General features: G+C 66.3%; 20 protein-coding genes. 12 read left to right on the forward strand and 8 right to left on the reverse strand.

The window, feature by feature from the left end; all coding sequences use genetic code 11:
* Positions 1–11 precede the first annotated feature (11 nt).
* Entirely contained in the window at positions 12–2,111 is a 2,100-nt protein-coding gene (betB, locus tag V5F68_RS00340) for a betaine-aldehyde dehydrogenase (protein ID WP_394012721.1), read from the reverse strand.
* A 319-nt stretch (positions 2,112–2,430) separates the two neighbouring features.
* Between betB and V5F68_RS00345 the strand changes: the two genes are divergently transcribed.
* The 3 genes from V5F68_RS00345 (at position 2,431) to choV (ending at position 5,593) form a co-directional block, all read left to right on the forward strand.
* Positions 2,431–3,396: a choline ABC transporter substrate-binding protein gene (locus tag V5F68_RS00345; protein WP_394012720.1), complete on the forward strand. Its 966-nt coding sequence runs from the start codon at positions 2,431–2,433 to the stop codon at positions 3,394–3,396.
* 100 nt (positions 3,397–3,496) lie between these two features.
* Entirely contained in the window at positions 3,497–4,357 is an 861-nt protein-coding gene (gene choW / locus V5F68_RS00350; protein WP_394012719.1) for a choline ABC transporter permease subunit, read from the forward strand.
* 3 nt (positions 4,358–4,360) lie between these two features.
* Positions 4,361–5,593: a choline ABC transporter ATP-binding protein gene (choV, locus tag V5F68_RS00355; RefSeq protein WP_394012718.1), complete on the forward strand. Its 1,233-nt coding sequence runs from the start codon at positions 4,361–4,363 to the stop codon at positions 5,591–5,593.
* Positions 5,594–5,603: 10 nt separating this feature from the next.
* Here choV and V5F68_RS00360 read toward each other — a convergent pair whose 3' ends face one another.
* On the reverse strand, positions 5,604–6,995 hold the full coding sequence (locus tag V5F68_RS00360; protein ID WP_394012717.1) for a CoA transferase: 1,392 nt from the start codon (positions 6,993–6,995) through the stop codon (positions 5,604–5,606).
* A gap of 90 nt (positions 6,996–7,085) precedes the next feature.
* Here V5F68_RS00360 and V5F68_RS00365 point away from each other — a divergent pair, with 90 nt between their 5' ends.
* The gene (locus tag V5F68_RS00365) at positions 7,086–8,267 is read left to right on the forward strand and encodes a citrate synthase family protein (protein WP_394012716.1); all 1,182 of its coding nucleotides are present in this window, start codon (positions 7,086–7,088) and stop codon (positions 8,265–8,267) included.
* A 33-nt stretch (positions 8,268–8,300) separates the two neighbouring features.
* Here V5F68_RS00365 and glyA read toward each other — a convergent pair whose 3' ends face one another.
* Positions 8,301–9,581 carry a serine hydroxymethyltransferase gene (gene glyA / locus V5F68_RS00370; RefSeq protein WP_394012715.1) on the reverse strand — a complete coding sequence of 427 codons (1,281 nt, stop codon included), beginning with the start codon at positions 9,579–9,581 and terminating at the stop codon, positions 8,301–8,303.
* Positions 9,582–9,683: 102 nt separating this feature from the next.
* Entirely contained in the window at positions 9,684–11,033 is a 1,350-nt protein-coding gene (locus V5F68_RS00375) for an L-serine ammonia-lyase (RefSeq protein WP_394012714.1), read from the reverse strand.
* A 205-nt stretch (positions 11,034–11,238) separates the two neighbouring features.
* On the opposite strand from V5F68_RS00375, the gene V5F68_RS00380 reads away from it, so the two are divergent.
* Complete coding sequence (locus V5F68_RS00380) at positions 11,239–12,315, forward strand: GlxA family transcriptional regulator (RefSeq protein ID WP_394012713.1); 1,077 nt, start codon at positions 11,239–11,241, stop codon at positions 12,313–12,315.
* Positions 12,316–12,532: 217 nt separating this feature from the next.
* Here V5F68_RS00380 and V5F68_RS00385 read toward each other — a convergent pair whose 3' ends face one another.
* Together V5F68_RS00385 and V5F68_RS00390 are read right to left on the reverse strand one after the other, a co-directional pair.
* Positions 12,533–13,060, reverse strand: coding sequence for a prolyl-tRNA synthetase associated domain-containing protein (locus tag V5F68_RS00385; RefSeq protein ID WP_394012712.1), 528 nt, complete (start codon positions 13,058–13,060; stop codon positions 12,533–12,535).
* A gap of 119 nt (positions 13,061–13,179) precedes the next feature.
* On the reverse strand, positions 13,180–14,073 hold the full coding sequence (locus V5F68_RS00390; protein WP_394012711.1) for a LysR family transcriptional regulator: 894 nt from the start codon (positions 14,071–14,073) through the stop codon (positions 13,180–13,182).
* A gap of 120 nt (positions 14,074–14,193) precedes the next feature.
* On the opposite strand from V5F68_RS00390, the gene V5F68_RS00395 reads away from it, so the two are divergent.
* Genes V5F68_RS00395 through V5F68_RS00425 form a run of 7 tightly spaced genes read left to right on the forward strand, consistent with a single transcriptional unit; the run spans position 14,194 to position 20,425 of the window.
* Positions 14,194–14,898 carry an isochorismatase family protein gene (locus V5F68_RS00395; protein WP_348847595.1) on the forward strand — a complete coding sequence of 235 codons (705 nt, stop codon included), beginning with the start codon at positions 14,194–14,196 and terminating at the stop codon, positions 14,896–14,898.
* Positions 14,899–14,942: 44 nt separating this feature from the next.
* A complete protein-coding gene (locus V5F68_RS00400; RefSeq protein ID WP_394012710.1) occupies positions 14,943–16,010 on the forward strand; it encodes an ABC transporter substrate-binding protein in 1,068 nt (355 codons plus the stop codon).
* 11 nt (positions 16,011–16,021) lie between these two features.
* Positions 16,022–16,924, forward strand: coding sequence for an ABC transporter permease (locus tag V5F68_RS00405; RefSeq protein WP_394012709.1), 903 nt, complete (start codon positions 16,022–16,024; stop codon positions 16,922–16,924).
* 1 nt (position 16,925) lies between these two features.
* A complete protein-coding gene (locus tag V5F68_RS00410; protein ID WP_394012708.1) occupies positions 16,926–17,732 on the forward strand; it encodes an ABC transporter permease in 807 nt (268 codons plus the stop codon).
* Between the two features lie 30 nt (positions 17,733–17,762).
* Positions 17,763–18,824, forward strand: a complete 1,062-nt coding sequence (locus tag V5F68_RS00415) for an ABC transporter ATP-binding protein (RefSeq protein WP_394012707.1) — start codon at positions 17,763–17,765, stop codon at positions 18,822–18,824.
* Between the two features lie 42 nt (positions 18,825–18,866).
* Positions 18,867–19,841 carry a dipeptidase gene (locus V5F68_RS00420; RefSeq protein WP_394012706.1) on the forward strand — a complete coding sequence of 325 codons (975 nt, stop codon included), beginning with the start codon at positions 18,867–18,869 and terminating at the stop codon, positions 19,839–19,841.
* Between the two features lie 56 nt (positions 19,842–19,897).
* Positions 19,898–20,425, forward strand: a complete 528-nt coding sequence (locus tag V5F68_RS00425) for a DUF5943 domain-containing protein (RefSeq protein WP_394012705.1) — start codon at positions 19,898–19,900, stop codon at positions 20,423–20,425.
* Between the two features lie 21 nt (positions 20,426–20,446).
* Here V5F68_RS00425 and V5F68_RS00430 read toward each other — a convergent pair whose 3' ends face one another.
* Positions 20,447–20,584: a hypothetical protein gene (locus tag V5F68_RS00430; RefSeq protein WP_348847588.1), complete on the reverse strand. Its 138-nt coding sequence runs from the start codon at positions 20,582–20,584 to the stop codon at positions 20,447–20,449.
* A 209-nt stretch (positions 20,585–20,793) separates the two neighbouring features.
* Positions 20,794–21,006, reverse strand: a complete 213-nt coding sequence (locus V5F68_RS00435; protein WP_348847587.1) for a cold-shock protein — start codon at positions 21,004–21,006, stop codon at positions 20,794–20,796.
* Positions 21,007–21,010 lie beyond the last annotated feature (4 nt).

Raw genomic sequence — 21,010 nt, forward strand, 5'->3', positions numbered from 1 at the left:
GATGCGCTCCATCAATAGGGCGAGTCCACGCGTCCGAGATTGACGTAGACGCTCTTGATTTGGGTGTAATGCGCGATGGCCGCGCGGCTGTTCTCTCGGCCGATGCCCGATTGCTTGTATCCGCCGAACGGCATTTCAACCGGCGTGATGTTGTATTGGTTGATCCAGCAGGTTCCAGCCTCGATCCGCGCGATCACACGATGGGCGCGGGCGAGGTCGCGGGTGAAGACGCCCGCCGCGAGGCCGAAAACGGTGTCGTTGGCGCGGGCGATCACCTCCTCCTCGCTCGCGAATTCCAGCACCGACATCACCGGCCCGAAGATCTCCGCGCGCACGTTCGGCATGTCGTCGCTGCAATCGGCGAAAATGGTGGGGGCGACGAAATAGCCCTTCTTCAACGCCCCTGTCTCGATGCGATGCCCGCCCGTCACCAGTTTGGCGCCCGCCGCTTTGGCTGCCTCGATATGGCTGAGCACCTTTTCCATGTGCGCCCGGGAAATGAGCGCGCCCACATGGGTTTTCGGATCCTGCGGGTCGCCCACGATCATCTTTTGCGTGCGCGCCACAAGCTGTTCAAGAAAGGCCTTGCGGATGGAGGCGTGTACGAAGACGCGCGTGCCGTTGGAGCAGATTTCCCCGCCCGAATAGAAATTCCCCAACATGGCGGCGGAGACCGCATCCTCTATATTGGCATCCTCGAACACGATCAGCGGGGATTTTCCGCCGAGTTCCAGCGTGACTTGCTTGAGCGTGCCGGCGGCGTCCGCCATCACCTTCTTGCCGGTGCCGGCTTCGCCAGTGAGGGAGACCTTGGCGATGTCGGGATGACGGGTCAGCAGGCGCCCGGTATCGGCGAAGCCCTGCACCACGTTGAACACGCCGTCAGGGACGCCCGCCTCGCTCATGATTTCCGCGAGCTTCACGGCGGTGAGCGGGGTCAGTTCCGCGGGCTTGAAGATCATGGCATTGCCGCAGGCGAGCGCGGGCGCGGCCTTCCAGCAGGCGATCTGGAGCGGATAGTTCCAGGCCCCGATCCCCGCCACCACGCCCAGCGGCTCGCGCCGCGTATAGCCGAAGGCCTCGGGGCCGAGGTCGAGGTGTTCGCCGGTAATGGTCGGGGCGACACCGGCGAAATATTCCAGGCAATCGGCGCCTGAAATGACATCGACCACGCTGGTTTCCTGGATCGGCTTGCCGGTGTCCAGGGTCTCCAGATGGGCCAGTTCCCCGTTGCGGGCGCGCAGGATATCGGCGACGCGGCGCAGGATGCGGCCGCGCTCGGTGCCGGTCATGGCGCCCCATATCTTCTGTCCCGCCGTGGCGGCGGCGAGGGCGCGATCGATCTCGGCGGCGCCGGCGATCTCGATTTCCGCCAGGATCTCGCCGGTGGCGGGGTTTTCGGTGGTGAAGGTGGCCTTCTCCCGTGTGCCCACGGGGCCGCCGCCGATCTGGTTGCGGATCGGCGCGCCGGCCGTCTTGGTCTCGGGCGCGCCGACGGGCGCGTTCAATGGCCCGGCTGCGGCGAGCTGGGAATCCGCGAACGCCGTGGCGATGGCGCGGGCGGCGGCGCTGTCCGGCTCGCCGTCGCTGGAAAGGGTTGCGCGCAGCCACAGGCCGTCAATCACGGCGGCGATGGAGACGGCGATGCGCTGGGCATCGGCTGCCGGCACAAGCTTTTTCAGCGCATGCACGAGATCGGAAATCATGCGGCGCTGATAGACGTTCTGCACCCGCGCGAAGCGCTTCTCGTGGATCACCTGGCCCCAGAAGGCGAGCCACACCGAAGAGGTGCGGCGGTCGAATTCTGCGGGGGCGAGATTGGCCTCGATCACTGCCTGGACGCGCTCACGGGGGGTGCGGGCGGCGGCAAGTCGGCTTGCGGTGCCGGTGGCGAGGCGGCGTGCGAGATGGCGCAAGGTGGCTTCCAGAAGCCCGTTCTTGTCGCCGAAATAATGCGCCACGAGGCCGGGCGAAACGTTCGCGCGCCGGGCGATCTGCACCAAAGTGGTGGCGACGAAGCCGATATCCGCGAGGCAGGCGATGGTCGCGTCGATCAGTTGCTGGCGGCGCGCGTCTTCCGCCTCGAACCGGGCCTGCGCTGCCTCTGCCATGCTCGTCTCCCATCTTGACCGCTTCGTTGATTATACGTTCAATCAGTCATATGCCCAGCGCAAATGTGCGGCACGGCCCGCGTTCCTTCACTTTATCAGTCGTCATGCGTTGCACCATGTAATGCCTATCTTTGGAGCGTTGAACGCGCAAATAATGGGCGTGACAAGTTGGCGTTTCATGTGTTGAATGGTCGTTCAATGGAGTCCCTCCAATGGGACCCGTGAAACAAGACGGCCCGTCAAAAGCGGCCGCCACCTTCTTACGGAGTGAGGGGCCGCGCGCATGGCCGGCCCCGGGCCTTTTCGCAGGGGAACCGACATGACTGGCTTTCGCGTGTTCAAGACATTGACCGCGGCGCTCGCCCTGGGCGCCGCGCTGTTCGCCTTCGGCGGGACGCCCGCCGGGGCCGCCGACGCGCCGTCCTGTAAGACGGTGCGCTTCGCCGATGTGGGCTGGACCGATATCGCCGCCACCACCGCCATCACCTCCACCATCCTCAAGGGGTTGGGCTATACGCCGAAGGTGCAGGTGCTGGCCGTTCCGGTGACCTATACCTCCCTTAAGAACAAGGACATCGACGTCTTCCTCGGCAATTGGATGCCGACCATGGAAGCCGACCGCAAACCTTATGTGGACGACAAGTCGGTCGAAGTGCTCAACGCCAATCTGGAAGGCGCCAAATATACCCTGGCGGTGCCGACCTATCTCTACGATGCCGGGCTGAAGACCTTCGGCGACATCGCCAAGTTCAAGGACAAGCTGAAGGGCAAGATCTACGGCATCGAGCCGGGCAATGACGGCAACCGGCTGATCATCGGCATGATCAAGGACGACAAGTTCGGCCTCGGCAAGTTTGAGATCGTCGAATCCAGCGAGCAGGGCATGCTCTCGCAAGTGGAACGTGCCACCAAGCGCAAGGAGCCCATCGTGTTCCTCGGCTGGGAGCCCCATCCGATGAACACCAAGTTCTCCATCAAGTATCTGGAAGGCGGCGACGACGTATTCGGCCCGGATCTGGGCGGCGCGACCATCTACACCAATGTGCGCGCCGGCTGGCTCGGCGAATGCCCCAATGCGGGTACGCTGATCAAGAACCTCAAGTTTTCGCTGCCGCTGGAAAACGTCGTGATGGGCTATATCCTTTTCGACAGCATGGAAGCCGACAAGGCCGCCGAGAAGTGGCTGAAGGCCAATCCCAAGGTGTGGGAGCCCTGGCTGAAGGGTGTCACCACCATCGACGGCAAGCCGGGCTTTGAGGCCGTGAAGGCCTCTCTGAAGATCTGAGCATGGGCCGCGGCATGCGTGCCGCGGCTGTCCTCTGCGGGCAGGGGTGCCCGTGGGCAGCGACCATCGTCATCATCGCAGCGCAGGCGGGGATTGGCCCATGTACGACTGGCTCACCGAACATAAGATTCCGCTCGGCCAGTGGCTCAAGGCGGTGGTCGATTTCCTGAGCACCCATGCGCAGGCGGTGTTCGATCTCATCTCGCTGGTGCTTGGAGCGATGATCGGCGGGCTGACCGACCTGCTGCTGTTCGTGCCGCCGCTGCTGCTGATCGCGCTCTGCGCGGTCGGCGCCTATCTGGTGCACCGCTCCTTCGGGCTCGCGGCATTCATCCTGGCGGCGCTGCTGCTGGTGGCCAATCTCGGCTATTGGAACGCCACCATCGAGACTTTGTCGCTGGTGCTGTGCGCCACCTTCGTGTGCGTCATCATCGGCGTGCCGGTGGGCATTGCGGCCGCGCACCGGGCCTGGCTCTACACCGCCATCCGGCCGATCCTCGACCTGATGCAGACCATCCCCACGTTCGTCTATCTCATTCCGACCCTGGTCTTGTTCGGCCTTGGTGTGGTTCCGGGGCTCATCTCAACGGTCATCTTCGCCCTGCCGGCGCCGATCCGCCTCACCCATCTCGGCATTTCCTCGGTTCCGCCGGCTTTGGTGGAAGCCGGGGAAGCCTTTGGCGCCACCAAGCGGCAATTGCTGTTCAAGGTGGAGCTACCCTATGCGCTGCCCACCATCATGGCCGGCATCACCCAATGCATCATGCTCAGCCTCTCCATGGTGGTGATCGCCGCCCTGGTCGGTTCCGACGGGCTCGGCAAGCCGGTGGTGCGGGCGCTCAACACCGTGAACGTCGCCATGGGATTTGAATCCGGCATGGCCATCGTCATCCTCGCCATCGTGCTCGACCGGGTGTGCAAGCGGCCCGAGCACCGGGCGCGCCGTTCCAGGAAGGCCTGAGCCATGACCGCGCTTCCCGTGAGCCTCTCCGCGCCGGAACAGGAAGCGGCGCCCGCTTCCACATCGGTGGAATTCCGCAATGTGGACATCGTATTCGGCCGGCAGCGTCAGCGCGCGCTCGGCATGATCGACGGTGGGGCGACGCGCGACACGATCCTGGAGGCGACGGGATGCGTGCTCGGTGCCGCCGGGGTGAACCTGAAGATCGGGCGTGGGGAAATCTGCGTGCTGATGGGCCTGTCTGGCTCAGGCAAGAGCACCATCCTGCGGGCGGTGAACCGCCTCAACACCGTGGCGCGGGGCGAGGTGTTCGTGCGCCACGAGGGCACGCTCGTGGACGTCGCGCGCTGCGAGGCACGCATGCTCCGCGAAATCCGCATGCACACGGTCTCCATGGTGTTCCAGCAGTTCGGCCTTCTGCCCTGGCGCACGGTGCGCGAGAATGTGGGCTTCGGCTTGGAATTGCGCGGCACGCCCGCCGCCGAGCGCAATCGCCTGGTGGACGAGAAGCTCGCCATGGTGGGGCTTTCCATGTGGGCGGACAAATATGCCAATGAACTCTCCGGCGGCATGCAGCAGCGCGTGGGCCTCGCCCGCGCGTTTGCCACCGACGCCGACATCCTGCTCATGGACGAACCGTTTTCCGCGCTCGACCCGCTGATCCGCGACAAATTGCAGGACGAATTGCTGGATCTGCAAAAGCGTATCCAGAAGACCATCGTCTTCGTGAGTCATGATTTGGATGAAGCTTTGAAGATCGGCAACACCATTGCCATCATGGAGGGCGGGCGGATCGTCCAGGCCGGCACGGCCGAAGACATCCTGCTGCGGCCGGCGAACGATTACGTCGCCGAATTCGTCAAGCACATGAACCCGCTGAACGTGCTGCGCGGCAATGCGGTGATGACGCCGGCGAGCGCGCTCCGGCGCGACGACGGCGTGATCCTGCTCGGCAAGGAAGGGCAGGTGCGTGTCACCATGGATGGCGAGGGGCGCCCGGTCTCCGTTACGCTGAACGGGCATCAGGGGCGGCTGGTCGCGGCGGACCCGGAGAGCGGAGCGGTCGCGCCCCATGCGGATGTGATCGTCGCGCCGGTGGACCTGAAGCTGAAAGCGGCCATCGCGCTCAAATGCCAGACTGATCATCCGATTCTGCTGGTGGACCAACTCGGCCGCCTTGCCGGCCTGTGCGACGACGACGAGATCTATCGCGGCCTGCTGCGGCGCGGGACCTGACGCCGCGCGGCTACCAGCTCGCGGCCGCTGTACCCAGCGGGCCGGCCGGCAGCTCCCAGAACATGGGGCAGCCTTGCACACGAAGCGGCGGACACAGGCGATGCGCTGGCCCCCATCCGGTCTGCTCCAGGCCCGACGCATAGTCCGCAGCCTGCGGCGCATCCAGCTGGTCCGACGCGGCCGCTGCCGGTAGAGAGACTAGCAACTCCGCCACCCGCGCGAGGGAACTGCGCCAGAGTGAACCGCGCCCCGTCGTCCGCCGCAGCGTGAGGCCGCGCAGCACAGCCCCTGCCAGCAGATAGCCCGTTGCATGGTCCAGCGCCTGCACCGGCAAGGGCTTGGGCCGATCTGTGCCGAACGCCCGCATGCCGGCCTCGGCAATGCCGCAGCTCATCTGCACCAGGCTGTCGAAGCCGCGCCGCTTCGCCCAAGGGCCGGTCCAGCCATAGGCATCCAGGCAGACGTCCACCAGGCCGGGCCGGATCACCTGCCGCTCCGCCGACCCAAAGCCGATGCGTTCTAGCGCATCCGCGCGATAGCCGTGCACCAACACGTCCGCTTCGGCGAGCAGGGCCGTCAACCGGTCGCGCCCGTCTCTCTCGCGCAGGTCGAGCCGCGCACAGCGTTTGCCGAGGGTTACGTCCGGCAGCACGGCGGCCTCGTCCCAGAATGGCGGATCGATGCGCAATACGTCGGCGCCAAAACCGGCGAGGAAACGCGTGGCGGTGGGGCCGGCAAGAACGCGCGTAAGGTCCAGGACCTTCAGGCCGGCAAGCGGGCGTGCGCTGCGGATCGGGCATTCGGGCCGCGCGCTTGCCGCGCCTTCCGCCCGCCAGAACAGGGGTTCGGCGGCAACCGCCTGGCCCTGCGGGTGCGCCATCCATTCGCTTCGGGCGCGCATCACGGCAGCGCAGCCGTGCTGTTCCACGATGGCGGTTTCCAGCGCCTCGCCGTTCCATCGCGCCACCGCCGCGGCGACGGCCTCACGCTCGGCCGCGACGCCGAGCACAGCGAGCGCCGCGTCGCGGTGATGCGGGGCATTGGTGTGAAGGCGGATCCAGCCGTCTGTGGTGGAATAGTCCCCGGCAACCGGATCCCATGCGGGCGGCGGTGTCCAGCCCGATGCCTCCAGTGAAGTCGCGAACCACAGGGACGCAAGACGCCGGTCCACCTCCAGGAACGGCACGCTGCCGCCATCGGCCGCATATTCCGCCAGCGCCAAGCCTGCCACGGCCACGGACGCCGCCGCCAGGTCACTGACCGCAAAGGCCGAGGGCAGGCTCTGCGCGCCGGTCTGCCGTGCCGGTCCGATGCGCGCCGGATCGCCGCCCAGCGCGGTCCAGGCGGCGGCCAGGGCGTTGGAAAAGGGCTCTGCCGCGTGGGCGGGAAGGGGAGTGGGCATGGCGCGCTCCTGTCGTGCGGATGCGCTTCACATGAGAACCGGAACCATATATCGTCAATATTGATAATCTCAATCAACATCCGGCGTGCCATGGATTGCTATCTCGGGGCAGAGGAGGCCGCCCGCCGGCTCGGCGTCTCGCGGCAGACTCTGTATGCCTATGTCAGCCGCGGCTTGCTGAAGGCATTTGGCGGGGCGGACCCGCGCCAGAGCCGATACCTGGCGCAGGATGTCGACCGCTTGGCCAAGGAGCGGCGGCGCGGCCGCCGGCCCAAGGAGATTGCCCAATCGACGCTCGATTGGGGCATGCCGGTGCTGGAATCCGCGCTCACGCTCATCGAGGGCGAACGTCTTTATTTCCGTGGGCACGATGCGGTGGACCTCGCGGATCAGGCGACGCTGGAAGACATCGCCGGCCTGTTCTGGCAGGTGCCGCTGGACCTCGCCTTTCCGGCCGAGGCGCCGCAGATTTCTCCCGCCTACGGGGCGCTGCTGCCCATGCTCGCGCCACTGCCGGCCAACGAGACACTGCTGACCCTATTCGCCGCCGCCACCGATGATGACGCCACCGCTGCGTGGCGCCAGGATCCGAGCCTTGAGGCGCGGGGCGCAGGGGCGCTGCTGCGCCATCTCACCGCCGTGGCTTTGCGCGGGCCGCCTGCGGCGGCGCCGGTGCATCTCCAGCTGGCCCGCGCGTTCGACACCGATGCGGCCGGTGCGGATCTCATCCGCCGGGCGCTGGTTTTGTGCGCCGATCATGAGCTGAACGCCTCCGGCTTCACCGCCCGCTGCGTCGCCTCCACCGGCGCCTCTTTGCGCGCGGCGGTGATTGGCGGGCTGGCGGCACTCAGCGGCTTGCGCCATGGCTCGATGACGGTGCGGGTGGAGCATTTCTGGGACTCCGTGTCGGGCGCAGATATGGCGGGCAAGATCCGCCGGCGGCTGGAAAGCGGCGAAGCGGTTCCGGGCTTTCACCACCCGCTCTATCCCCACGGGGACGTGCGCGCCAAGGCGCTGCTTGCGCAGGTACTTCTGCGTGTGCCGCAGGCGCGGGAGATCATTGCCCATGTGGCCGATCTCACCGGCACCCACCCCTCCGTCGACTTCGCGCTGGTCGCAGTGCGGCGGGCGCTGAACCTGCCGGAGGGCGCGGCTTTTCTGCTGTTCGCCATCGGTCGGTGCGTGGGGTGGATCGCCCACGCCCGGGAGCAGCGGGCGACGCAATCCCTCATCCGGCCCCGCGCCATTTATGTCGGGCCGCGCCCCGCGTGAGCGGCGCCCGGTTTCAGCCGGGCACCCGCGCGCCTAAAGCGCCGCATAGATCGGGAAGCGCGCGCACAAGGCGGCGACTTCGCCGCGCACCCGCGCCTCGGTCAGGCTGTTGCCCTCATCCCCGCTCTGCGCCAGGCCCTGAAGCACATCGGCGATCAGGTCGCCCACCTGCTCGAACTCTGCGATGCCGAAGCCACGCGTGGTTCCCGCCGGAGTGCCGAGACGGATGCCGGAGGTGATGGCGGGCTTCTGCGGGTCGAACGGTATGCCGTTCTTGTTGCAGGTCAGGCCGGCGCGCTCCAAGGCGGCTTCCGCTGCCTTCCCGGTGACGCCAAACGGGCGCAGGTCCACCAGCACCATGTGGCTGTCGGTGCCGCCCGAGACGATCGCCGCGCCGCGCGCGGAGAGCCGCGCCGCCAACGCCCGCGCATTGGAAACCACCTGGAGGGCATAGGTGCGGAAATCCTCCTCCAGCGCCTCTCCGAAGGCCACGGCTTTGCCGGCGATCACATGCATCAGCGGGCCGCCCTGGAGGCCGGGGAAGACCGCCGAATTCAGCTTCTTCGCCAGCGCCTCGTCATTGGTGAGGATCAGCCCGCCGCGCGGGCCGCGCAGGGTCTTGTGGGTGGTGGTGGTGACGATATGGGCGTGCGGGAAGGGCGAGGGATAGGCGCCGGCCACGATCAGGCCGGCATAATGGGCCGCGTCCACCAGCAGGTGCGCGCCGACGGCGTCCGCGATGGCGCGAAAGCGGGCGAAATCGATGATGCGGGGATAGGAGGAGCCGCCGGCGATGATCAGCTTGGGGCGATGCTCCAGGGCGAGACGCTCGACCTCGTCATAATCGATCAGCGCCGTGTCCGGCTTCACCCCGTAGCCGATGGCCTTGAACCATTTGCCCGAGAGCGTGGGCGGCGCGCCGTGGGTGAGATGGCCGCCCGCGGCCAGCGACATGCCGAGGATGGTGTCGCCCGGCTGCAGCAGCGCCATCATCACCGCCCCGTTGGCCTGGGCGCCCGAATGCGGCTGCACATTCGCGAAACCGCAGCCGAACAGCGCCTTGGCGCGGTCGATGGCGATTTCCTCCACCACGTCCACATGCTCGCAACCGCCGTAATAGCGCTTGCCGGGCAGACCCTCGGCATATTTGTTCGTGAGCACCGAGCCCTGGGCCGCAAGCACCGCTTGCGAGACGATGTTCTCAGAGGCAATCAGCTCGATCTGGTCCTGCTGGCGCCGCAGTTCGGCGCCGATGGCGTCGAACACGGCGGTGTCTGCGAACGGGACGGCGGCGGCTTTCACCTGGATGTTCATGGCTTTTTTCCTCTGGACGCGGGCAATAGAAAATCGTTCGGCGCGCGGCTGAGCCGGGCCGTTCTTCAGTGCGGGCGGGGGCCCCTCAGGCGGGGCGGCGCCTCAGCATTCGGGTACGTTCACCGCGAGGCCTCCCTGGGAGGTCTCCTTGTATTTGGACTGCATGTCGGCGCCGGTCTGGCGCATGGTTTCGATCACCTGATCGAGCGAGACGTGATGGATTCCGTCGCCCCGCAGCGCCAGCGAGGCGGCGGCGATGGCCTTGTTGGCGCCGAAGGCGTTGCGCTCGATGCAGGGGATTTGCACCAAGCCGCCGATGGGGTCGCAGGTCATGCCGAGATGGTGCTCCATGGCGATCTCGGCGGCGTTCTCGATCTGCTCCGGGGTCGCTCCAAGCACGCAAGCGAGCCCGGCGGCGGCCATGGAGGCGGCGGAGCCCACCTCGCCCTGGCAGCCCACTTCGGCGCCGGAAATGGAGGCGTTGCGCTTGATGAGCGCGCCCACCGCCGCCGCCGTCAGCAGGAAGGCGCGCAGATGCTCGCGCGTCACGCCGGGGCAGAAATCGCGGGCATAGCGCAGCACCGCCGGCACGATGCCCGCGGCGCCATTGGTGGGAGCGGTGACGACCCGGCCGCCGGCGGCATTCTCCTCGTTCACCGCGATGGCGAACACCGACACCCAATCCATGATTTCATGCGGCGGACGCTGGTTGCGCAAATGATCGGCCTCCAGCTTTTCGCGGATCGCCTTGGCGCGGCGCTTCACCCGCAGCCGCCCCGGAAGGCTGCCGTCGACGCTCAAGCCCCGATCGATGCAGGCGAACATGGCCTGCGCGATGGCATCGAGGCCCGCCTCCACCTCGGCGCGGGGCCGCCGCGCGCATTCGTTCGCCATCTGCACTTCGGCCATGGAGAGGCCGCCGCGCGCGCAAGCGGTCAGCAGATCCACGGCGCTGTCGAAGGGGTGGGGCACGGGCTTTTCATCGGGTACGAGGGTTTCCCCGTCCTCCACCACGAAGCCGCCGCCGATGGAATAGAACACCGTCTCCTTCACCACGGCGCCGTCCGCATCGAAGGCGCTGAAACGCATGGCGTTGGAATGTAAGGGCAGCAGCGTTTCGAAATCGAAGATCAGGTCGGCGTCGGGATCGAATGCCACGCGCTGGCCGGAACTGGTCAAGATCGCCTTCTCGATGGTGAGGCGGGCCACCAGGGCCGGCACGTCGTCCGGATCCAGCGCGGCGGGCACCGCGCCCATGAGGCCGAGACAGATGGCGCGGTCGGAGGCATGGCCCTTGCCGGTCCAGGCGAGCGAGCCGAACACCTCGGCGGTCACCCTGTGGGTGGTCTCCGGCAAGGCGTCGCGAAACCGCTTGGCCGCCACCATCGGGCCGACCGTATGGGAGGAGGACGGGCCGATGCCGATCTTGAAGAGGTCGAACACGCTGATCATTGCTTCTCGCCCTCCCTGGTCGCGTTCGGCCGGTCTCTTCCGGCTCTGGTTCGACCTTGCCCGAACGCGTGTCTTGCATCTCGGCCGGGTACGACTAGCATCTGGAACAAATGCGACATGCAAGCGACCAACCCGCGCATCTTCTCCTCCGTGCCACCTTGGGGGCCTGTGCGCGCGCCGAAACCGGCGTGGGGCGGCGATGCCGGTGACCGCGGCGCCCCTCTTGCGGCCGAGCGACGGGGCCGGCGCACGGCGTGCTGCGGCGCCGGCGGCGAAGCTGCGGGTGGGGTTCGTGCTGATGCACAATTTCACTCTCACGGCTTTTTCCAGCTTCGTGGACGTGCTGCGCCTCGCCGGCGACAAGGGTGACCGCTCGCGGCCCATCGATTGCTCCTGGCATCTGATGAGCCCGAACCGCCGCCCGGCGCGTTCCTCGTGCGGCATCGAGATCCAGCCGACGGCGGACCTGCTGGACCCGGCCGGCTTCGATTATATCGTGGTGGTCGGCGGCCTGCTGCACGGCATGCCGCCGCTGCCGCCCGCCATCGCCCGCTATCTGGAGGCGGCGGCCAGCGCCGGGGTGACGCTGATCGGCGTGTGCACCGGGTCGTTCGTGCTGTGCCGGCTCGGCCTGATGAGCCAGCGCAAATGCTGCGTGAGCTGGTATCATTACCGCGATTTCCTTGAGGAATTCCCGGCTCTTGTGCCGGTGGCGGACCGCCTGTTCGTGATCGACGGCGACCGCATCACCTGTTCCGGTGGGGCTGGTGTGGCGGACCTCGCGGCGAAGCTGGTGGCCGATCATCTCGGCCCGGCAACGGCGCACAAGGCGCTGAACATCCTGCTGATCGACCGTCCCCGCTCGGCCGAAAGCGCGCAGCCCGCGCCGCGCCTTTCTGAAGGGGCGAGCGATGATGCGCGGGTGTCGCGCGCGCTGCTGCTGATGGAGCAGAACATCGCCGAGCCGCTGCCGGTTTCGGCTCTGGCCGCGGCGCTGCATGTGAGCGTGCGGCAGCTGGAACGCCTGTTCGCCGAGCGGCTGGGCGAGACGCCGCAGGAGAGCTATCTGGCGCTGCGCCTCAAGCATGGGCGCTGGATGCTGGCCAATACGCAATTCTCCGCCGGCCAGATCGCGGCGGAGCTGGGGTTTGCCGACGGCTCGCATTTCGGCCGTGCGTTCAAGGCCAGGTTCGGCGCCACGCCGGCCGCGTTCCGAAAGTCAGCGAAGGCGCCGTCGGGGCGGGGCGGGGGAGAGAATGCCGACCGCCGCGTGTTTGAATGAACCGTGACGCGGCCCCTATCCGCCCGCCGCCGACATCTTCGCCGGCATGTGGCGCGCCCTCGTTTTGCGGAAAATGTTTCACGTGAAACAAGGGCTTGGCGCAGACGAACAGCGGTTTTCTGGGCCTTCTCCGCGGCTCTTCGGCCGATGAAACCGCCTTTTCGGCCGAAGTTTCGCCGATGATGATTTCGGCTACCCGCGCGGCGTTCCGAACGCCTCAGGCCGGCGCGTCCGCCTGCGTCTGGTCCTCGCCCGTCAGGGAGATGCGCAGCGGCTCATGCCCGGTCAGGGCGAGGAAGGCGAGCAGACGCTCGGGGGTGAGGGAGGTGGTCTTCTCATTGGTGAGGGGATGGCAATTGACGAACGGCGCCGCCAGCAGCGCCGCGTCCAGCGCCACCGTCACATGGCCCTGCGTGTCGTTCAGCGCCGCCAGCAGCGAGACCGCACCGGGCAGCACGCCGAGGTGCTCGTAGAGCGCTTCCGCCGAGCCGAAGGAAAGCCCGCCGCGGGCGCCGATCTTGGCGCGCAGGCCCTTCAGGTCCACCGGCGTGTTCTCCTCGATGGAAACCAGGAAATAGGTCTTCTTGCCGTCCCGCAGGAACAGGTTCTTGGTGTGGGCGCCAGGAATATCGCCGCGCAGGGCCTGGGATTCGGCCACCGTGTGGACGGGCGGATGGCTGAAGGTGCGCGCGTCCATCTGGTTGCGCTCGAGGAAATCCAGCACGTCGTCGGGGGTCAGGGGCATGGGATATTCGCCTGCTGCGGGTCCGCTTCGGGACCGTCAGGGCCGGGTTCATCCTTCATTTCGCGCAAGAAGACAAGGGCGCTTGGCACAGTGCTCCCATGCGCGGGGAAAGATGTCGTTCAGTTCCCGCCCCATATGGTGGAAAGAAATTCTGTAAACACCGCGATGCTGGGCGATTGCACGGGGGTGGCCCAGACCGCGCAGGTGTAGAGCTTCTCCGGTATGTCGTCGAGATCGCGGATGACGATGCCGCGGCGCTGCACGTTGCGCACACAGCTGGCATAGACGCTCACCCCCGCGCCCGCCGCCACCAGGCCGAAGATGCCTTCCGAGGACGAGGCTTCCTGCACGATGTTCGGGGTGAAGCCGGCGCGATGGCAGAGCGAGAACAGGCTGGCGCGATAGGCGCCCCAATTGTCGCCGGAGCCGAGCACGAACGGCTCGCGCGCCAGATCGGAGAGGCGCAGCGCACGCACGTTGGAGAGCGGATGCGTGATGGGCAGCAGCGCCACATAGCGATTGTCGTCGAACGTATAGCTTGCCATGCGCGGCTGGTCGAACGGCCCGATCATGAAGCCGATGTCGATCCGCTCCGCCAGCAGCGCCTCCTGCTGCTTCAAGGTGGCGATGAACAGGAGCTCCAGGCGGATTTCCGGGCGGTAGCGGCTGAAGGCGCGCAGGAATTCCGGCAGGCGGCCGTTGATGGCGAAATCCATGTAGCCGATGCGCAGCACGCCGGTTTCCCCGCTCGCCGTGCGGCGCGCGAGCGTCACCGCCCGCTCCAGCCGCTCCAGCGCGAGGCGGGATTCGGCGAGGAAGCCCTTGCCGGCCTCGGTCAGCTCGACGGTGCGGGTGGTGCGCCGCAGCAGCGGCACGCCCACATCCTGTTCCAACTCACTGATAAGACGGCTCATTCCGGGCTGGGTCATGTGCGCCCGCTTCGCCGCGCGGCTGAAATGCAGCTCCTCCGCGAGCAGCACAAAACACCGCAAATGGCGCAGATCGAACCGCATTATCTATATCGCCTTTGGTATTAATAAGCGCGAAATTAGAATTTCTCATTTTCAAATAGGATGCGCAACCTGTTGTCAGCCGCCCGTCAAGAGGGGCGCCCGACAGCAGGAAACACACACATGGCCATCGAGAGCGATCTCGAAGCAGCCCTTGCGGCTGCCTTCACTCAGGCGACTTCCCTTTACCAGGGCCGCGGCTTCCAGCGCCGCGTCGGCTTCGGGCGTCGCCCGGCGCTGATCAATGTGGACCTCGCCAATGCCTGGACGCGCCCCGGCAATCCCTTCACCTGCGAGAAGATCGACGAGGAGATCATCCCCGGCGTTCAGGCGCTGCTCGCCGCGTGCCGCCGCAACGGCCACCCGGTGGTCCACGTCACCACCTGCTACCAGGTGACCGACACCCATAGCGACGCCACCGACATGGGCCTGTGGCACAAGAAGATCCCCATCGAGGTGGTGGACCAGGCCAAGCCCGAACTGTGGGCCATCGACAGCCGCATCGAGCCGGTGCCGGGCGAGCAGGTGCTGATCAAGAAGCGCGCCTCCGCCTTCCACGGCACCTACCTGGCGGGCTTCCTGCGCGCCAACAATGTGGACACCATCCTGGTCACCGGCGTCACCGCCTCGGCCTGCGTGCGCACCACGCTGTGCGACGGCCTCGCGGAAGGCTTCCGCACCATCGCGGTGAAGGAATGCATCGGTGACCGCGTGCCCGGCGCGGTGGCGTGGAACCTGTTCGACATCGACGCGAAGTTCGCCGACGTGGAGCCACTCTCGCGCTGCATCGCTTATCTCGACGACGTGGGCACCCGCGCCGCCGCCTGATCCGTATTCGCACCCCGCTCCCCAATAAAAATCCAGAGGCGGACATGACGAAACCTTTTGAAACCTTGCTCGGCACGCCCTCGCGGCGTGCCGTCCTCGCCGGGGTCGGCGCCGGCGCATTCGCCCTGGCCGCCCCGCGCATCGCCCGGGCGGTGGAGGGCACGCTCGTCGTCTCCAACTGGGGCGGCGACTGGAATGAGCGCACCATCAAGTTCGTCGAAGCGCCCCTGGTGGAAAGCCAGGGCATCAAGATCGTCCGCGATCTCGGCATGGAGCCGGAGCGCAAGGCGAAGCTGATCGCCGAGAAGCGCCTGAAGCGCGGCAGCATCGATGTCATCCACATCAACGAGGGCGACAGCGTCGAATTGTTCGGCCAGGAGGTGATCTCAAACATCGATTTCGCCAAGGTGCCGAATTATGCGGACGTGGTGCCGGCGCTGAAGTCCAAGCCCTTCTTCGTGCCGTGGCTCTATAGCGGCGTCTCGATCATCTACAACAAGGACAAGGTGCCAAACCCGCCGAAATCCTACGAAGAGCTGTGGGACAAGAAATGGGCCGGAAAGCTCGGCCTCACCAACCAGCTTTACTTCAACTACATCATGATGGCCGGCCTGATCAAAGGCGGCAACGTGACCAATACCGAGCAGGGCAAGGAACGGCTGATCCAGCTCAAGGAGATGACCCAGCCGCGCATCTATGCCGCCCACCAGCAGCTCGGCGCCGGCCTCGTCAATGGCGAGGTGGACATCGCGGTGAACTACAAGGCGCGCGGCCTGCAATGGGCCAATGACGGCGCCCCGCTCGCGATCCAATATCCCTCCGAAGGCGCCATCGCCGTCATGTTCGGCGCCTCCCTGCCGACCCGCGCGCCGAGCCCGGATCTCTCCTACATCTATTTCAACGCCATGCTGGACCGCAAAGCCATGGCGGGCCTTGCCGGCGCCAGCTTCTATGCGCCCGCCAACGGCAAGGCGGAGCTTTCGCCCGAGCTGAAGGCGAAGGTGGATTTCACCGCGGCCGAGGCGGCCGCCCTGAAGTTCCCGGACTACGAGCACGTGGCCAAGAATACGGCGGAATGGCTCGAATGGTGGAACAAGAACATCGCCCGATGACCGAGGCGGCGATGACATCCTCCACCGCGACCGTGCCTCTTCCCGCGCCGCGCGCGCGGGAGGTCGGGCGCCGTTCGCCCGCCTTCGGGCTGGCGGCGCCCGCGACATTGTTCGTGCTGCTGGCGCTGCTCGGCCCGCTCGCCCTCATGTTCCGCTACAGCCTCAACCGGTTCGTGCCGGGGCAGATGATGGTGGAGGCTCTGACGCTGGCGAACTACCAGAAGTTCTTCGCCGACAGCTTCTATCAGGACGTGCTCTTCACCACGCTGTGGGTCTCCGCCGTCTCCACGCTCCTGTGCCTGCTGGCCGGCTTTCCGGTCGCCTATTTCCTGGTGCGGCAGGCCAGCGCGAAGTGGAAGGGCCGGCTGTTGCTGCTGATCATCCTGCCCCTGCTCATGGGCAATGCGGTGCGCACGGCGGCCTGGATGGTGATCCTCGGCGACAAGGGGCTGTTCAACGCCGCCATCGGCACGCTCGGCCTTGGTTCGGTGAAGCTGATGTACACGCCGCTCGCGGTCATCATCGGCCTGGTCTCGGTGATGCTGCCGTTCATGATCGTGACCTTGCAGAGCGTGCTGGAAGGCATCGACGAGAATCTGGAAGCCGCCGCCGCGAGCCTCGGGGCGGGGCATCTGACGATCCTCAAGCGGGTGGTGCTGCCGCTCGCTTTGCCGGGGCTGCTGGCGGGCACCATGCTGTGCTTCATCCTCTCCATGAACGCCTATGCAACGCCGGTGCTGATCGGCGGGCCGAGCTTCCACATGATGGCGCCCACCGTCTATCAGCAGGTGGCCAAAGCCATGAACTGGCCGTTCGGCGCGGCGCTCGCCTTCGTGCTCATGGCCGTGACGCTGGTGCTCACCACCATCGCCAACGTGCTGGTGCAGCGGCGCTACCGGCGCTGGAGCGAATGAGATGGGACAGATCGCCGTCAACCGCATCTATGCCGCGCTCTCCATGCTGGTGCTTGCCTTCGTGGTGCTGCCGCTGGTGGCGATCGTGTGGGTGAGCTTCTTCGCCAACAAGATCCTCTCCTTCCCGCCCACCGGCTACACGCTCTCCTGGTATGCCCGCGCCTGGGAACAGGATGCCTTCCGCGACGGCTTCATCACCAGCGTGGAAACAGCGTTGTGCGCGGTCGTCATCTCGCTCGCGCTCGGCGTGCCGGCGAGCCTTGCCCTGGTGCGCTACCGCTTTCCGGGGCGGGATGCGATCCAGACCCTGCTGCTCGCGCCCATGATCGTGCCGGGCATCGTCGGCGGCGCGGCCTTGTTCATGACCTTCATCGAGCTGGAAGTGCTGTTCGACGTGGAGATCGCCGGCACCATGCCGGGACTGCTGGTGGCCCACGGGCTGATCGCCTTGCCCTGGACGGTGCGGCTGGTGACGGCCTCGCTCGCCGGCACCAATCGCTCGTTCGAGGAGGCGGCGGCCTCCCTCGGGGCGGGGCCGCTCACCGTGTTCTTCCGCGTGACGCTGCCGCTCATCAAGCCGGCGCTGGTGGCGGCGGCGCTGTTCTCCTTCGTGATTTCCTTCATCGATCTGGAGAAGTCGATCTTCCTCGTCGGGCCGGGCCGCACGACGCTGCAGATTGCGCTGGTCTCCTATCTGGAGTGGAATCTCGATTCCACGGTGGCGGCGGTGGCCGCGGTCCAGATCCTCATCATCGGCGCGCTGCTCCTGATCAGCGACCGCTACGCACGATTGGCCCGCGCCTTCTAAAAAGGGCCGGCCGAGGGAAACGGGTGAGCCATGTCCGACGTCGTCCTTCATTCCATCGTCAAGCGCTACGAGAGCATGCTCGCCGTGGACAATGTCTCGCTGAACATCCGCCAGGGCGAGCTGGTGGCGCTGCTCGGCCCCTCGGGCTGCGGCAAGACGACGATCCTGCGCATGATCGCGGGCTTCGTGCCGGTGAGCGAGGGCCGCATCACGGTGGGCGGGCGTGACCTCACCACCTTGCCGCCCGCCAAGCGCAATATGGGCTTCGGCTTCCAGAACTATGCCCTGTTCCCGCACATGAGCGTCGGCGAGAACGTCGCCTTCGGGCTGGAGATGCGCAAGATCCCCAAGGCCGATATCGCCCGCAAGGTGAAGGTGGCGCTGGACCGGGTGCGCCTTGGCCATCTTTCCGAGCGCTTGCCCAAGCAATTGTCCGGCGGCCAGCAGCAGCGCGTGGCGCTGGCCCGCGCGCTTGTCATCGAACCGGACGTGCTGCTGCTGGACGAGCCGCTCTCCAATCTCGATGCGCAATTGCGCAATGACATGAAGCTGGAGATCCGCGAGATCCAGCATTCGCTGGGCATCACCACCATCTTCGTCACGCATGATCAGGACGAGGCGCTCTCGGTGGCCGACCGGGTGGTGGTGATGCGCGCGGGCCGCATCGAGCAACAGGGCACGCCGGACGAGGTGTTCGCCCATCCGCGCTCGCATTTCGTCGCCGAATTCATGGGCGTCACCAATCTGCTCCAAGGTCGGCCGGAAGGAACAGACCTGTTCCGCCTCGCCAGCGGAGAGGTGGTATCGGTGGCCGCCGCGAGCCCCGCCGAGGGCGATTTCGCCATCGCGGTGCGGCCGGAAAGCGTGAGCCTCAATGCCGGCGACCCGCTCGCCCGCAATGCCCTGTTCGCGCAGATCGACCTTGCCACCTATCGCGGACTCGTCATCGACTACCGGCTGAAGACCGAGAGCGGCCTCACCGTGATCGCCCGCCGTCCTTCTCCTGCGGTGGGCGGCCCCGCGCCGCTCGCCGCCGGAGAGAAGGTTCAGATGTCGTGGCGCCCCGAAGCGGGCGTCCTGGTGCCGCTCTAGGCGCCGTGGGTTTCACAAATTTCGTGCATAAGGAACAGGAACGTGTCCAAGCTTCATGACTCGCTCGTCGTCATCGACGGGCTCATCATCTCCGATTTCAGCCGGCCGGTATTTGAGGACATGCGCAAGGGCGGGCTCACCGCCGCCAACTGCACCTGCTGCGTATGGGAAAACTTCACCGAAACCATGCGCAACATCGCGAAATGGAAGGAAAACCTCCGCGCGAATGCCGACCTCATCACCCAGGTCTACACCACGGGCGATATCCTGCGCGCCAAGGCGGAGAACAAGACCGGCATCATCCTCGGCTGGCAGAACACCTCCGGCATCGAGGACCATATCGAATATCTCGAGCTGTTCCACGAGCTGGGCGTGCGCATCATCCAGATGACGTACAACACGCAGAACTGGGTGGGCTCCGGCTGCTATGAGGGCACGGACAGCGGCCTCTCCGACTTCGGCCACGACGTGGTGGCGGAGATGAACCGGCTCGGCATTCTCTGCGATCTCTCCCATGTGGGGCCGAAGACCTCGGAGGACGTGATCCTCGCGTCCAAGCAGCGCGTCGCCTATTCCCATTGCCTGCCGTCCGGCCTCAAGGAGCACAAGCGCAACAAGACCGACGCGCAATTGCGCTTCATCGCGGACAAGGGCGGCTTTGTCGGCGTCACCATGTTCCCGCCCTTCCTGAAGAAGGGGCCGGAGGCGAACGTGGGCGATTATGTCGAGGCGATGGAATATGTGATCAACATCGTCGGCGAGGACATCGTCGGCGTGGGCACCGATTTCACCCAGGGCTACGGCAAGCCGTTCTTCGACTGGATCACCCACGACAAGGGCTTCGGCCGCAAGCTCACGGACTTCGGCGCGGTGATCAATCCGGAAGGCTTCCGCGAGATCGGCGATTTCCCGAACCTGACCGCCGCCATGGAGCAGCGCGGCTGGAGCACGTCGCGCATCGAGAAGGTGATGGGCGGCAACTGGCTGCAATTGCTGAAGGACGTGTGGGGCAGTTAAGCCCCGCACGCCGCCCTCCCGCCGCGCGCTGAACGAGACGAGACAAGAGACGCGATATGGCCAAGCCGGAAGTCGAAATCGACGTGGACCCGCAAACCGGGCGCTGGTTCGTGGACCAGATGCCCATGATCCTGGTGCCCCAGCATTTCTACAACAACAACCACTTCGCCATCGAAGCGGCGCTGGGGGCGGAGGCGTTCGATGCGGCGCTGGCGCCGGCGGGGCACACCTCGGCCTATGTGTGGTGCAAGAAGCAGAGCGAGGTTTATGGCCTGGAAGGGGTGGACGTGTTCGCCCATTACATGAAGCGCCTGTCGCAGCGCGGATGGGGCCAGTTCTCCATCCTCGCCATCGATCCGAAGGCGGGCACGGCGACCATCCGGCTCGACCATTCCTCGTTCGTCACGGACGCGACGCAGGGGGCGGGGCGCAAGCTCTGCTACATGTTCGCGCCCTGGCTGGCCGGCGCGCTGGAATTCGTGTGCGAACAGCAGGGCGCGCCGCGCACGCTCGCATCCCGCGAGGTGCAGTGCGCCGGCGAGGGTCACGATTTCTGCCTGTTCGAGGTGGCGCCGGCGGCGTGACGTCGCCAGCGCGGGCGGGCGTCAGCCCTTTTTCTTCGGCATGGTGACGGGGGTCAGCAGGCCCTTCGTCATCAGGCTGCCGGTCGCGGCCGGGGCGGCGACTTTCACGGCCTTGGGCTTGCGGACTTCCCGGCTGCTGCGTTTCTGCGATTTGGCCATGGGGATCTCCTGCGTTTTCAAAACGCGTGTCGGAGCAAAAAAAAGCCCCGCGACCTTGGATAAGGTGCGGGGCCCTCAGGCGCAGAGCGCCTCTTCAGGCATCATGCGGTCGCGGGGGAAACGAAGGGCCGCCAGTACATCCGTGGTCGGCGTCTTCTCATCCGCGAAACGTCGGCCGGCGGGCAGAACCGCGCCGGGCCACGCTGCAATCAGTCCAGAATGGTGAGCTTGTCGGCGGACATCTTGCCGCTCTTGCGGTCGGGGACGAGCTCGAAGCCGACCTTCTGGCCTTCCTGAAGGTCGCCCAGACCCGAGCGCTCGACGGCGCTGATATGCACGAAGGCATCGCTGCCGCCATCGTCGGGCGCGATGAATCCGAAGCCCTTTTGAGCGTTAAACCACTTCACGGTTCCCGTAGACATGGGA

This window comes from Roseixanthobacter pseudopolyaromaticivorans (assembly GCF_043195145.2).
Classification (GTDB): Bacteria; Pseudomonadota; Alphaproteobacteria; order Rhizobiales; family Xanthobacteraceae; genus NCEH01.

What these genes read in the sequence shown, in the direction of transcription:
- V5F68_RS00400 (WP_394012710.1), top strand. Translation starts at nt 14,943, where the DNA reads ATGACGAAACCTTTTGAAACCTTGCTCGGCACGCCCTCGCGGCGTGCC.
- V5F68_RS00345 (WP_394012720.1), top strand. Translation starts at nt 2,431, where the DNA reads ATGACTGGCTTTCGCGTGTTCAAGACATTGACCGCGGCGCTCGCCCTG.
- V5F68_RS00375 (WP_394012714.1), bottom strand. Translation starts at nt 11,033, where the DNA reads ATGATCAGCGTGTTCGACCTCTTCAAGATCGGCATCGGCCCGTCCTCC.
- V5F68_RS00415 (WP_394012707.1), top strand. Translation starts at nt 17,763, where the DNA reads ATGTCCGACGTCGTCCTTCATTCCATCGTCAAGCGCTACGAGAGCATG.
- V5F68_RS00410 (WP_394012708.1), top strand. Translation starts at nt 16,926, where the DNA reads ATGGGACAGATCGCCGTCAACCGCATCTATGCCGCGCTCTCCATGCTG.
- V5F68_RS00385 (WP_394012712.1), bottom strand. Translation starts at nt 13,060, where the DNA reads ATGCCCCTGACCCCCGACGACGTGCTGGATTTCCTCGAGCGCAACCAG.
- V5F68_RS00360 (WP_394012717.1), bottom strand. Translation starts at nt 6,995, where the DNA reads ATGCCCACTCCCCTTCCCGCCCACGCGGCAGAGCCCTTTTCCAACGCC.
- V5F68_RS00390 (WP_394012711.1), bottom strand. Translation starts at nt 14,073, where the DNA reads ATGCGGTTCGATCTGCGCCATTTGCGGTGTTTTGTGCTGCTCGCGGAG.
- V5F68_RS00365 (WP_394012716.1), top strand. Translation starts at nt 7,086, where the DNA reads ATGGATTGCTATCTCGGGGCAGAGGAGGCCGCCCGCCGGCTCGGCGTC.
- glyA (WP_394012715.1), bottom strand. Translation starts at nt 9,581, where the DNA reads ATGAACATCCAGGTGAAAGCCGCCGCCGTCCCGTTCGCAGACACCGCC.
- V5F68_RS00395 (WP_348847595.1), top strand. Translation starts at nt 14,194, where the DNA reads ATGGCCATCGAGAGCGATCTCGAAGCAGCCCTTGCGGCTGCCTTCACT.
- V5F68_RS00430 (WP_348847588.1), bottom strand. Translation starts at nt 20,584, where the DNA reads ATGGCCAAATCGCAGAAACGCAGCAGCCGGGAAGTCCGCAAGCCCAAG.
- betB (WP_394012721.1), bottom strand. Translation starts at nt 2,111, where the DNA reads ATGGCAGAGGCAGCGCAGGCCCGGTTCGAGGCGGAAGACGCGCGCCGC.
- V5F68_RS00425 (WP_394012705.1), top strand. Translation starts at nt 19,898, where the DNA reads ATGGCCAAGCCGGAAGTCGAAATCGACGTGGACCCGCAAACCGGGCGC.
- V5F68_RS00435 (WP_348847587.1), bottom strand. Translation starts at nt 21,006, where the DNA reads ATGTCTACGGGAACCGTGAAGTGGTTTAACGCTCAAAAGGGCTTCGGA.
- choW (WP_394012719.1), top strand. Translation starts at nt 3,497, where the DNA reads ATGTACGACTGGCTCACCGAACATAAGATTCCGCTCGGCCAGTGGCTC.
- choV (WP_394012718.1), top strand. Translation starts at nt 4,361, where the DNA reads ATGACCGCGCTTCCCGTGAGCCTCTCCGCGCCGGAACAGGAAGCGGCG.
- V5F68_RS00405 (WP_394012709.1), top strand. Translation starts at nt 16,022, where the DNA reads ATGACATCCTCCACCGCGACCGTGCCTCTTCCCGCGCCGCGCGCGCGG.